Origin of the sequence: Nonomuraea sp. NPDC049141 (genome assembly GCF_040648415.1) — a bacterium.
GTDB lineage: Bacteria > Actinomycetota > Actinomycetes > Streptosporangiales > Streptosporangiaceae > Nonomuraea.
The window spans coordinates 1-11,747 of record NZ_JBEZDR010000003.1 but is presented as its reverse complement, the minus strand read 5'-3'; the positions used below and the strand labels follow the sequence as shown (position 1 = coordinate 11,747).

At 68.4% G+C, this 11,747-nt stretch carries 12 protein-coding genes; 7 read left to right on the top strand and 5 right to left on the bottom strand.

The window, feature by feature from the left end:
* Positions 1 to 2: 2 nt before the first annotated feature.
* Together AB0B91_RS08670 and AB0B91_RS08665 are read left to right on the top strand one after the other, a co-directional pair.
* Positions 3 to 371: a hypothetical protein gene (locus AB0B91_RS08670; RefSeq protein WP_358317557.1), complete on the top strand. Its 369-nt coding sequence runs from the start codon at positions 3 to 5 to the stop codon at positions 369 to 371.
* Between the two features lie 35 nt (positions 372 to 406).
* Entirely contained in the window at positions 407 to 1,213 is an 807-nt protein-coding gene (locus AB0B91_RS08665; RefSeq protein ID WP_358317555.1) for a hypothetical protein, read from the top strand.
* On the opposite strand, the gene AB0B91_RS08660 is transcribed toward AB0B91_RS08665, so the two are convergent.
* From AB0B91_RS08660 to AB0B91_RS08645, 4 genes are read right to left on the bottom strand one after another with little or no spacing between them, the layout of a single operon-like run.
* A complete protein-coding gene (locus tag AB0B91_RS08660; protein WP_358317553.1) occupies positions 1,210 to 2,433 on the bottom strand; it encodes a CU044_5270 family protein in 1,224 nt (407 codons plus the stop codon). The genes AB0B91_RS08665 and AB0B91_RS08660 overlap by 4 nt on opposite strands.
* A complete protein-coding gene (locus AB0B91_RS08655) occupies positions 2,426 to 3,037 on the bottom strand; it encodes an RNA polymerase sigma factor (protein WP_358317551.1) in 612 nt (203 codons plus the stop codon). The genes AB0B91_RS08660 and AB0B91_RS08655 overlap by 8 nt, the downstream gene beginning before the upstream one ends.
* A 43-nt stretch (positions 3,038 to 3,080) precedes the next feature.
* Entirely contained in the window at positions 3,081 to 3,809 is a 729-nt protein-coding gene (locus tag AB0B91_RS08650; protein WP_358317549.1) for a class I SAM-dependent methyltransferase, read from the bottom strand.
* 21 nt (positions 3,810 to 3,830) lie between these two features.
* Positions 3,831 to 5,378, bottom strand: a complete 1,548-nt coding sequence (locus AB0B91_RS08645) for an alkaline phosphatase D family protein (protein ID WP_358317547.1) — start codon at positions 5,376 to 5,378, stop codon at positions 3,831 to 3,833.
* Positions 5,379 to 5,623: 245 nt separating this feature from the next.
* Between AB0B91_RS08645 and AB0B91_RS08640 the strand changes: the two genes are divergently transcribed.
* Complete coding sequence (locus tag AB0B91_RS08640) at positions 5,624 to 6,901, top strand: Glu/Leu/Phe/Val dehydrogenase (RefSeq protein WP_358317545.1); 1,278 nt, start codon at positions 5,624 to 5,626, stop codon at positions 6,899 to 6,901.
* 65 nt (positions 6,902 to 6,966) lie between these two features.
* Here the strand turns inward: AB0B91_RS08640 and AB0B91_RS08635 are convergent, their stop codons facing one another.
* Positions 6,967 to 8,121, bottom strand: coding sequence for a transposase (locus tag AB0B91_RS08635; protein WP_358317543.1), 1,155 nt, complete (start codon positions 8,119 to 8,121; stop codon positions 6,967 to 6,969).
* Between the two features lie 24 nt (positions 8,122 to 8,145).
* On the opposite strand from AB0B91_RS08635, the gene tnpA reads away from it, so the two are divergent.
* The 4 genes from tnpA (at position 8,146) to AB0B91_RS08615 (ending at position 11,573) form a co-directional block, all read left to right on the top strand.
* Positions 8,146 to 8,574 (top strand): IS200/IS605 family transposase, encoded by a 429-nt coding sequence (gene tnpA / locus AB0B91_RS08630; protein WP_358317541.1) that lies wholly within the window; start codon positions 8,146 to 8,148, stop codon positions 8,572 to 8,574.
* A gap of 184 nt (positions 8,575 to 8,758) precedes the next feature.
* Positions 8,759 to 8,953 (top strand): hypothetical protein, encoded by a 195-nt coding sequence (locus tag AB0B91_RS08625; RefSeq protein ID WP_358317539.1) that lies wholly within the window; start codon positions 8,759 to 8,761, stop codon positions 8,951 to 8,953.
* 251 nt (positions 8,954 to 9,204) lie between these two features.
* Positions 9,205 to 10,572, top strand: a complete 1,368-nt coding sequence (locus AB0B91_RS08620; RefSeq protein ID WP_358317537.1) for an APC family permease — start codon at positions 9,205 to 9,207, stop codon at positions 10,570 to 10,572.
* A gap of 5 nt (positions 10,573 to 10,577) precedes the next feature.
* A complete protein-coding gene (locus tag AB0B91_RS08615; protein WP_358317535.1) occupies positions 10,578 to 11,573 on the top strand; it encodes an acetamidase/formamidase family protein in 996 nt (331 codons plus the stop codon).
* Positions 11,574 to 11,747: the final 174 nt, after the last annotated feature.

Sequence of the window (11,747 nt, the reverse complement as noted above, 5' to 3'; positions counted from 1 at the left end):
ACATGAAGAAACTCGCGGCTGCGGGGATCGCGCTCGTCACGTCGTTCTCCGTGCTCACCGTCAGCCCGGCCGAAGCGACGATGGCCAGCAGGAACCTCATCACGTTCTGGGAGCACGACGACTATCAGGGCGCGCGTAAGGACATCACGTGTTCCACCCAGCTACGGGACGACCTGGGCGCTCTCGAGAACGAGGCGAGCTCGATGGCGAACGCGTCCTACTCGGGTATCGACCTCTACAGCGGTGACAACCGGACCGGTGTCAGGTACTACGCGGCGCCGCGCAGCAACGACAGCGACTTCACCAACAACGGCTTCGACAACACCGTCGAATCCCTCTGGTTCAGGAAAGTCCCCTGCGACGTAGGCTGATCGCCGGTCGGTGGGCGTGGGGCTGCCTGGCGCTGGTGCTGGTATCCACCGCCGCGTGCGCGGCTCCCGCCCCCTCGACCGCCCCCGAGCGGCCCGTCATCGACCCGTCCGCCGAAGCGCAGGCGCTGCGCCTGCCGTTCGACGCCTACAAGCGGACCGAGACGGACATCGAACGCGTCGAGCGGGCAACGGACGTTCTCGCCGGCCAGTGCCTCCAGAAGAAGGGGTACAGCCGCCCGGCTCTGCCCGCGCTCACTGTGCTCGAGGCACCCAACCGCCGCCGGTACGGGGTCATAGAGCCCTTGGTCGCCACGCGGATGGGCTATCACGCCCCGCTCACCTCCGTCGAGAAAGAACGAGACCGGGCGGACCGGGCGCGCGGTGGCTACCGCGACGCGGTCGAACGATCGGCGGCGAACAACTGCCTTGATGACAGCATGCGCCGGGTCTACGTCGACGGCACCGAGTCGCCCCTGCTGACGCGCCTGGAGCGGGAGATCTTCGAACAGACCCGGACGAAGGACCTCCACGTCCGGGCAGCTTTCGACAAGTGGCGGTCGTGTATGCGCGCCCGCGGCCAGAAAGAGTATGCCGACCCCTTGGCCGCCGCCGCCGACGACCGGTGGAAGGACCCGGGTTCGGCGAAAGCCGAAACGGCCACCGCGGTCGCCGACGTCGCATGCAAGAAAGAGTCGGACCTCGTCGAGGTCTGGCGCGGCGCGGAGGAGAAACTCCAGAATGCCGCCATGAAACAGCACCCCGCCGACTTCGACCAGGTCCGCCAGACACTCGACAAGGAACGCGCCGAAGCCACCCGCATCGTCCAGAGCGCCAAGCCCTAGGATCCAGGGCCGCTGCCGATCGGTGCCGGTTGCGCGGTGGCGGTGATGTCGGCGGGGCCCGTGGCCGGGTCCTCCGGCAGGTCGCTGGGCAACGCCGGAGGGTCGGTGAGCGACGGATCCTCCGCGGGGCCGCTATCGGTCGGCTGGTCCGTGGGCTGCTCGGTCGATGGATCGGCGGATTGGTCCGTGGGCGGGTCGGTCGGCTGATCGGTGGGCTCGAGGGTCGCGGTGGGCTGCGGAGCGCAGCCGGCGGACTCGATCACCGTGCCCGTCGGCTCCGGCAGCCGGTCCACGACGCTCACCTTCACCTGAGCCGTCGTGGTGAGCATACTGTCCGCCGGCGCGCCGCCGGCTTCGGCGTCCACGACCGTGCGGTGTTCCCCGAGCAGCACGTGTGTGTCCCGATCGAAGACCAACTGCTCCAGGATCCCCGCGGACACCCTGCCCAGCGCCACCCCCTCGCGCCCGACGAAGTCCTTGACCCCCTCGGCCACCTGTACCCCCGGGATCGACTTGGCGGCCTCGAACAGCGCGTCACGCTGCGCCCTGGGCATGTACGTCTCCCTGATCAGGTCACCCACCGCGGTGAACGCCACCTCGTCGGCGCCCCTCTTGCCACCGGACTCCCGTTTGTAGAGCAGGTCGCGCATCCTCGCCGGGTCAGGGGGCAGCGTGCTCAGGTAGGCGTAGTCGACCCGGAAGCGCCCGAGCTGGTCGGGGCAGGAGGGGAGCCGCGCCCATTGTGCGGGCGTCCGCTCGGGCCTCTCCTTGGGCAGCGGCGGATCCTGCCCTTCCATCAGCAGCAGGCCGTCCGCGCGGGCGTCGACCGATTGCCAGATCTTCCGGTGCGTCCCGGACAGGAAACGGACCGCGCCACTGCTGCCCGCCGAGGTCGAGCTGATCATGCCCTTGGTCTCGACCAGGATGAACTGGCCGGGCCTGGGCCGCAGCTCATCCGCCGACACGGCCGCCGACTGGGTGGCCGAGGCGGCCACCCCCAGGTTCGGCTGCCGCGCCGACAGGGCCACGGCCACGCCCCCGACGAGAGCGACCGTCACCCCGAACGCGGTTACGGCCTGCCAGCCCAGCTTCGGAAAGCGGAACCCACGTCCCTCGCGGGCCTCGCGCAGCAACCGTTCGCGCGCCTTGGCGCGGGCCTCTTCCGGATACGGCGGAGCGGCCGGCCGCCCGTCCGCGAACGTCCGAATCTCGTCATCCATCCTGGGGCTCCTCTGCGAAGGGATCGATGCCGCCGAGAGCCCTGCGTACCTTGACGCGGAGCCGGTGCAGCCTGGACCGGACCGTGCCCACCGGCACGCCGAGCGCGAGCGCCGCGTCCTCGTATGTCAGGTCCGCCCACGCCACCAGGAGCAGCAGGTCGCGCTCCGCCGCGCTGAGCCGGGTCAGCGCCCGCGCCAGCCTGGGCTGGAGCTGCTCGGCGGTGACCCGGTCCGCGCTGCGGTCGTCGAACGAGCCCGGCCGCTCCACGCTCACCTTGGACATCGCGTGGATGCGCCGCCGCTCCGCCCGGCGATGCTGGGCGACGACCTTGGTGGCGATGCCGTACAGCCAGGGCCTGGCGTCCGGCCACGAGCGGTCGTAGCGCGCGCGGGCGCGGAAGGCGACGAGGAACACCTCGCCTGTCACGTCTTCGGCCGGCTCCGGGCCGAGGCGCCTGGCGGCGTACCGGTGGATCTCTTCGGCATGCCGGTCGAACAGCGCCGCGAAACGTTCCGGATCACTCACCGATTGCGCGATCAGCGCCGAGTCGTCCAGCGTTTCAGGTAACTCCTGAACACCCACCACGTGCCGGTCCTCTCTCATGCGGTCACCCTGTTGTTGACCGCACGCGGGACACCGGTTCCACCTATTTCACGCTATTTCCCACCAGCCGCCACGCCAGGAGGCCGTCCGCATCCCGCTCGGCCGTGAAGCCGGCCGCGTCGAGCTCGGCGTCCAGCCGCCCCCTGCCGGGCCGATGACTGACGCTGACGACCTCGTCCTCGCTGATCAGCACCCCACGCTGCCTGATCTGGTAGAGGAAGCGCGCCCTGACGGTCTCGCCCGCCGCCTCCAGCACCTGTCCCCAGATCTCGTACGTGTGCCTGCCGACCTGGTACAAGCCCATCCGCTCAAGCTCACCCGGGATTCGAGGGGGCGGTTCGCGATGGTTGAACACCAGCAGCCCGCCGGGTTCGAGCTGCCTGGCCAGGACCGCCCACAGCCGCTCCCGCTCGGCCGTGTCGAAGGCGTGCAGGACCGAGATCATCACGATGGCCTCGACCGGCTCGTCCACGTCCACGTCGAGCGCGCCGCAGGGCAGGACGGTCACCCGGGACAGCAGATCGGCGCGCTCGGCCAGGCGGGAGACCAGGACCGACCGCATGCCGAGCGACGGTTCGACGGCGTAGATCTCCGCCGGGGTCTCCCACGCGATCAGCTCGGTGATCAGGCCGGTGCCGGCGCCGATCTCCATGACGCTCCGGCGGACGTCCTTGAGCAGCGGTGGGAGGAGCCGGCGGATCTCCGGGACATGCCCATCCTCATGCCAAAGGTCATAGAAGGGGACGGCAACAGAGTAGTGGTCATGGTACACAAAAGCCAACGATAACCGTTTTCACGGAAGTCGTACAGAATCGATGCGCTTGACGGTGCTGCCAGAGGATTCGTACCAGTCCAGTTCGCCGGGCAGGGTCAGCGTGGCCACGGCGTTCTGGAACCACGGCCCGGCGATGACCTCCCAGCGGAACGGCGGGCGCGGAATGCGGGCCAGCCGCGCCAGCAGGCCGCCGACCAGCGTGGCCAGGCCGAACTGGCTGAACACGTTGGCCCAGCGCAGCACCGGGCTGAGCGGGTTGCGGATCGGCGAGCAGACGACCTGGTAGATCGGCCGGCCGTCGACCTTGGCCAGGTAGGAGTAGTGCACGTCGCCGGAGAGCATCAGCACCGGCTTGCCGATCTGGACCAGCAGCCGGGCCAGGTCCTCGAAGGAGCGGCGGAAGGCCGCCCAGTGCTCGAGGTCGATCGCCTGCCGGAACCGCTCCGAGAGCCGCGCGACGGTCTTGCCCCACTTGCCGGCGCAGAGCGCCTCGTTCCAGTTCTGGACGAAGTGGACACCCTCTGGCAGCAGGAACGGGATCGACGAGCCGATGACCAGCCGTTCGGCGGGCTTGGCGACCTCCTCCTCCAGCCAGGCCCACTCGACCGGGTCGAGCATCCGCCGGTCGGCCGGGGTGAGCTGCCTGGCGCACCGGGTATCGATCATGATCAGGCGGGTGCCGCCGAGCTCGCGGGAGTAGCTCCACCGGTTGCTGCTGGGCTCGGCGTCGGCCCGTTCGGCGAAGGCGTCGAGCGCCTCGCCGTCCCCGCCCTTCAGCAGGGTCGCCAGCAGCGCGTCGTCCGCCCGCTCGGCCGGCGACAGGTTGCCGAGGTGCTGGTAGACCCAGTAGGCGCCGAGCCCGGAGATCACCCGGCGCTTCCACCAGGAGGTCGCGGCCATCTGCTCGCGCCAGGTCTGGGAGGTGTTCCAGTCATCGCGCAGGTCGTGGTCATCGAAGATCATCGCGGTGGGCACGGTGGAGAGCACCCAGCGGATCTCCGGCTCGGTCCAGGCCAGCCGGTAGAGCTCGGCGTACTCCTCGAAGTCGGCGATCTCCTTCTGCGGCTCGCTGTCCCTGCGCGCGGCGATGAACTCCAGCATCTCGGGTGACGGGCTGTCGGCGTAGACCTGGTCGCCGAGGAGCAGCAGCAGGTCCGGCCACTCCCCGGCGTCCGCGTCCTTGAGGTGTGAGCCGTAGGAGCGCAGCACGTCCTCGCCGTGAGTCAGGACGTATGTGGTGTCGTGGGGCACGCTGGTGCGGCAGGAGCCGAACGCCACCCGGCTCGGCCCCTCCGCCGGGAACAGTCTGATGCGGCTGGGGGGCCAACCTTCGAGCGGCCAGACCTGCTCTTCCCCTATCTTGACCACGTACGAGTCGACGCTCTCCGTCAGCTCGAGCAGATCGACGATCGCGTAGTGGTGTCCATGGACGGTGAAGGTGGACGAGGAGAAGACCCGGCCCGCGGCCTCCACGGTGACCAGGCCTGGCGTGCCGGTCTCCACCCAGATCGAGGCGCTGGCGGAATCGACGTAGCGCAGCATGGGCCCGACGACCAGAGCGGGCATCAGTCCCCCAAATTCGACAGTTCGGCACACATGTAGTGGCAAGCCTGCCAGAGTGGCACGTTTGCAGCACCACGATCAACGCATGTAATTGATGACAGCAGATCACCTGGGATACGGCAAACCCGAAAACCTAGGCAGCAATAAACGCCGCGCTCTAGGATGATCACGACACGAACGCCCAAACAAGGCAGGCAATGGCGCCTCGCCCCACGTTCCGGGCGTAGACAACAGGAGGAATCCCTTCCATGACCGTCATGGTGCCGTCAAGGACGCCGGCCCTGATCACACCCGGCCGCCAGGCCCTCGATTCGGCCCTCCACCAACTGGACCAGGCCGCCGAACATCTCCGGCTCGACGCCGGGCTCCGCACGATGCTCGCCACGCCGCGCCGCTCGCTGACCGTCTCGGTCCCCGTGCGCCGCGAGGACGGGGGCATGGACGTCGTGCAGGGCTTCCGGGTTCAGCACAACGTCTCACGCGGCCCCGCCAAGGGCGGCCTCCGCTTTCATCCCCATACCGACATCCACGAGGTCACCGCGCTCGCGATGTGGATGACGTGGAAGTGCGCGCTGGTCGGCATCCCGTACGGCGGCGCCAAGGGCGGCGTGGCCGTGGACCCGGCCGTGCTCACCCAGCGTGAGCTGGAGCGGGTGACCCGGCGCTACGTCAACGAGATCCTGCCGATGATCGGCCCGGAGAAGGACATCCCGGCGCCCGACGTCGGCACCGACGAGCAGACCATGGCCTGGGTCATGGACACCTACAGCGTCAACACCGGCTACGCGGTGCCCGGTGTGGTCACCGGCAAGCCGCTGATGCTGGGCGGCTCACTCGGCCGGTCCGGCGCGACCTCGCGCGGCGTCCAGATCGCCGCCATGTGCGCGCTCGGCCGCTCGCCCGAAGGCGTGACGGTGGCCGTGCAGGGCTTCGGCAAGGTGGGTGCCCCGGCCGCCCAGTACCTCTCCGACGCGGGCTGCACGGTGGTCGCCGTGTCCGACGCGACGGGCGCGGTGTACGCGGCCGGCGGGCTCGACATCGCCGACCTGCGCGCCTGGGCCGCCGAGTCGGGCGGTGTGGCCGGCTACCGCCACGCCGACGCGCTGGACCACACCGAACTGTTCGAGCTGGACGTGGACGTGCTGGTGCCCGCGGCCCTGGAGGGCGCGATCACCGGTGAGAACGCGCCGCGGATCCGCGCCCGCCTGATCGTGGAGGGCGCCAACGGGCCCACCACGCCGGAGGCGGACGAGATCCTGGCCGCCAACGGCACGATCGTGGTGCCCGACATCCTGGCCAACGCCGGCGGGGTGATCGTGTCGTACCTGGAGTGGGTGCAGAACATGCAGGCCTACTCGTGGAGCGGCGACGAGGTGGAGCTGAAGCTGCGCGACCTGATGGAGGGCGCCTACGCCGAGGTGCGCTCGCTGGCCACGGCCCGCGACCTCACGCTGCGGCAGGCGGCGCACGTCATCGGCGTCGGCCGGGTCGCGGAGGCCCACCAGATGCGCGGCCTCTACCCATGACGGCGTCAGCTTCTCGGCCGTAACGACCAAGCTTGCAGTTCCTCGCCGTCGATGGATTCGACGGTTCAGGCCGCGTCGTCGGCAGCGTGACTCACTGCCCAGCCCGCAACACCGCGCGAGGCGATGTTGCGGGCTGCGTTGACGTCGGCGTGCTCAGCGAAGCCGCACGACGTGCAGAGGAAGGTTTCCTGGTCGGGCCGGTTCTTCTTGTCCACATGCCCGCAGCGCGAGCACTGCTGTGAGGTAAAAGCCGGATCAACATAAACGAGTGCGATCCCGGCGCGGGCCGCTTTGTAAGCGACGAACCCGCCGAGCTGATGAAAACTCCACGAGTGCAGCGTGACCCGCTGGGGCTTACGGAGCCGTACCCGGTCGCGAATCCCGCTCAGATCTTCGAGCGCGATGCCTTGTCCGGTGCGTTCTGCCTCGGTCACGATCTGCTTGGCAATGGTGTGGTTGGTGTTCGCGGCGAACCGCGCCTCTTTACGGCGGCGTCTCTTCAACAGCCGCTTGGCGGACTTGGTCTTCTTGGCCTGCAACCGGCGGCGCAACTCCCGGTGGCGGTGCCGGACCGCGTTCAGCCCCTTGCCCGAGTGGTGGACCCCATCGCTGGTCGTGGCGATGTCGGCGATCCCCAGGTCCACACCCACGAAACCATCCGGGGTGCGCACGGGCCGGTCCGGGAGATCGCAGGTGGCCATCAGGAACCACATGCCGTCGCGGTGCACGAGGTCGGATTCGCCCTTGCGCCAGGCGGCCAGTGTCTTGAGCTGATCGGCAGAGGCGGTGAACGCGATGCTCTTCATTCGCCCCGTCACGGTCCAGATGGACACCGTCTGGGCGCCCATCTGCCACGACAGGCACCGGTCATCGAACGGTTGCGCCGCCTGGGGGCGGAACGCGATCGGTTTGCCTTCGGCTCGCTCGCGCCGCCGGGAGCCTTGCGCGCCCAGGTTCCCCGCACGGATGTTGGACTTCAGCGTCGTATAAGCGTCGGTGACCTTCTTGATGACATGCTGCGCGGCCTGAGCCGCCAGCCCGTACTCGTCCTTGATCTGTCCGTAGACATGCTTACGCAGGTCATAGTTGCCGAACACGCGTTGCTCGTGAGCGAGCGTCGAGACCCACATGGCGGCATCGTTACAAGCGCGCAGGGTCGCCTCCAGCGCCGCCTCCTGCTCAGGCGTCGGCAGGAGTTTCACCTGCACCACCAGCCTCACATCGAACACATTATCATTTGGCGTATGTCACCGCGCTGGGAACCGAATCCCGATATCAGACGGGGCCGTAGCGTCGTATATAGCCTGCATGCGCATTTGGTCTTCATGCCGAAGGACCGGCGTGGTGTGTTCACCGACGAGATCCTCGCCCGCTGCGCAGACATCATGATCGAGGTCTGTGACAGCTTCGGGGCCGAGCTGGTCGAGTTCAACGGAGATTCCGATCACGTGCACCTGCTCGTTCACTACCCGCCGAAAGTGGCCCTGTCGACGCTGGTGAACAGCCTCAAGGGCGTCTCGACGCGGCTGCTGCGCAAGGAGCACCCAGCCCACATCGGCAAGTTTCTGCAGGGCGGGCGCTTCTGGTCCCCCTCCTACTTCGCCGCCTCCTGCGGAGGCGCACCACTCACGATCATCAAGGAGTACATCGACAACCAGAAACACCCAGACTGAGCCGCTCCCTGAACGTCGCCGCCACTGCACCGCCCTGCCCTTGACGGACCTCCCGCGCCGCCGCTTCCTCCCGGGCGTGAGTGAACGCCCGGGATTCCACAACAGACCACGCTGAACTTTAGTAGGCCCTGCCGTCGTCCTAGGTTCGATGCCCGTGCCTCCACCGACTCGCCATGGTGGAGGCATGAGGGGATTTCTGGGAGTGGTCATGGCCATCCAGGGTTTGGGTGGCTTTGTGGGGCGGGTCTTCTTCGACACCGACTGGGGCATCCTGAGCAGGCGGTTCGACGTCCCGACCCCCGTCTACCTGGCGATCGCGGCGGCCGGAGTCGCCCTGCTGATCTGGAGTGACAACGACCGCCAGAAGAAGGAGAACTAGCGGCCCTCATAGAGGCGCTAGGTGGCCAGGATGTTCAGCCGGTGCAGGTCACGGCAGAGCTGGAGCATGCTGGCCTGGGCCAGTTCCTGAGGCACCTGGTAGGTCGCGAGCGCCGCCGACAGGGCCGGCTCCAGCTTCTCCGCCCACGGGTTCGAGCAGGGCCGTCACCTGCCGCCTGATGGCGAAGCCTGGTCAGTAACGGGCTTTGAATCTAGTGTGCGAATCGCCCCCCATGCAGCGAGGAGCCGTCCATGAGCAGCATCGAGCAGTTCGGCTACCGTCAAGAGCTCCAGCGTTCTCTCGGCTTCACCGACCTGATGATCTACGGGTTGATCTTCATGGTGCCGATCGCGCCGTTCGGCATCTTCGGCAACGTCTTCGCACTCTCCGGCGGGATGGTGGCCCTCGCCTACGTGATCGGGCTGGTCGCGATGGCGTTCAGCGGGCTGTCGTACGCGCAGATGGCCAGGGCCTTTCCGATGGCCGGATCGGTCTACACCTACGCGGGCCGGGGCATAGCACCGCCGGTCGGGTTCATCGCCGGGTGGGCGATCCTGCTCGACTATCTGCTGGTCCCGGCGCTGCTCTACCTGGTGGCGAGCACGGCCATGAACTCTTTCGTGCCCGCGGTGCCGGTGTGGCTGTGGCTCGTCGCCTTCGTGCTGCTCAACACCGTGGTGAACTACCTCGGCATCCAGATGACGGCCCGGATCACCCGGATCATGCTGGTGGCCGAGCTGCTCGTGCTCGCGATCTTCCTGGTCGTCGCCGGGATCGCGCTGGCGCAGGGCAAGGGCACGGCGGGCGTGCTGACCCCCATCTACGACTCCGCCACCTTCTCCTGGACGCTGGTGTTCGGGGCGGCGTCGGTTGCGGTGCTGTCGTTCCTGGGCTTCGACGGCATCTCCACGCTGGCCGAGGAGAACCGTGAGGACGCGCGGCGCCTCGGCAGGTCCATGGTGGCCGCGCTGGCGCTGGCCGCCGTGCTGTTCGTGGTGCAGACCTGGGTCGCGGCGCTGCTGGTGCCCGACAGAGCCGCCCTGCTGGCCCCGGGGGCGCAGCTGGGCAACGCCTTCTACGACCTGGCCTCGTACGCCGGCGGCGCCTGGTTGGGCGTGCTGTGCGCGGTGGCGACGGCCATCGCCTGGGGCTTCGCCAACTCGCTGGTCGCGCAGGCGGCCACCTCGCGACTGCTGTTCGCGATGGCGCGTGACCGGCAGTTGCCCTCGTTCCTGGCCCGCGTCGACCCCAGGCACAAGGTGCCGGCGAACGCCACGCTCGCCGTCGCGGCCGTCTCGCTGCTGCTCGGCGTCGGCATGAGCCTCTACGACAAGGGCATCGATCTGCTCAGCTCCTTGGTCAACTTCGGCGCGATGACCGCGTTCCTGCTGCTGCACGTGGCCGTCGTCGTGCACTACGTGGTGCGGCAGCGCAGCCGCGACTGGCTCGCGCACCTGGTCGTACCGGTGATCGGATTCGCCGTGCTGGTGCTCGTCGTCATCAACGCGAGCCTCGCGGCGCAGTTGCTCGGCTTCATCTGGCTCGGTCTCGGGCTGCTCGCCGTCGTCGTGCTCTATCTCATGGGCCGCAGGCCCGCCCTGCCCTCGGAGGTCTCGTGAACGTCGTGTCCTATCGTCCCTCGCCTGAGGAGTTCGGCTACACCTTCGGCGGGCGCGCCCCGGTCGGCAAGGTAGCGCCGGGCACGATCGTCGAGTTGTTCACCGAGGACTGCTTCGGCGGCCGGGTCCGCACGGTCGACGACCTGCCGTCACAGGTGTGCGAGTTCCCCTACCTGAACCCGGTCACCGGGCCGTTCCACGTGACGGGGGCCGAGCCCGGCGACACGCTGGCGCTGCACTTCATCTCGATCACCCCGGCCAGGGACTGGGCGGTCTCCACCACGTTCCCGCATTTCGGGGCGCTGACCGGCACGCACACCACCGCCATGCTGCAGCCACCGCTGGAGGAACGGGTCTGGCGCTACGACCTCGACACCGCCAAAGGCGTCGCCGTCTACCACGCCCGCAGCAGTGACTACAGCGTGGAACTACCGCTCGACCCGATGCACGGCACGGTCGGCGTCGCACCCGCCGCGAACGAGGCGCGGATGACGATCACGCCCGACGCTCACGGCGGCAACATGGACACTCCCGAACTACGCGCGGGCGTCACCGTCTATCTGGGCGTCAACGTGGCGGGCGGGCTGTTCTCCATCGGCGACGGCCACGGCCGGCAGGGCCACGGCGAGGTGTGCGGCACCGCGGTCGAGGCCGCCATGAACACGGTCGTGGCGGTCGAGCTGATCAAGGGTGTGGCGACGCCCTGGCCGCGGATGGAGGACGACCTGCACCTGATGTCCACCGGCTCGGCCAGACCGCTGGAGGACGCCTACCGCATCAGCCAGCACGACCTGGTCACCTGGACGTCGGCCCTGACCGGGCTCGACACGCTCGACGCCTACCAACTGGTCAGCCAGGGCGGGCAGGCGCCGGTGGGAAACGTGTGCGACACCAACTACACGATGGTCGCCAAACTCCCCAAGTCCTACCTCGGCACCCCGGCCCCGTACGAGTCCGCGCATTCGCGGCTGCGCGCTCTCGGAGCCCAATACACAGGCTAAGAGCTGTTTCTTAGATCAAGTTCGGAGCCAGATGGCCAGGGCGGCCAGGGTGACGGTGCCGAGGAAGATGTAGGCGCGTTTGATGCCCCTATGGATGTCAAGCAGTTCAAGGGGCGGCCTTGGAGTCCTGTGGGTGGCGGATGATCCGGTAGATGTCGCGGGCGATGTAACGCT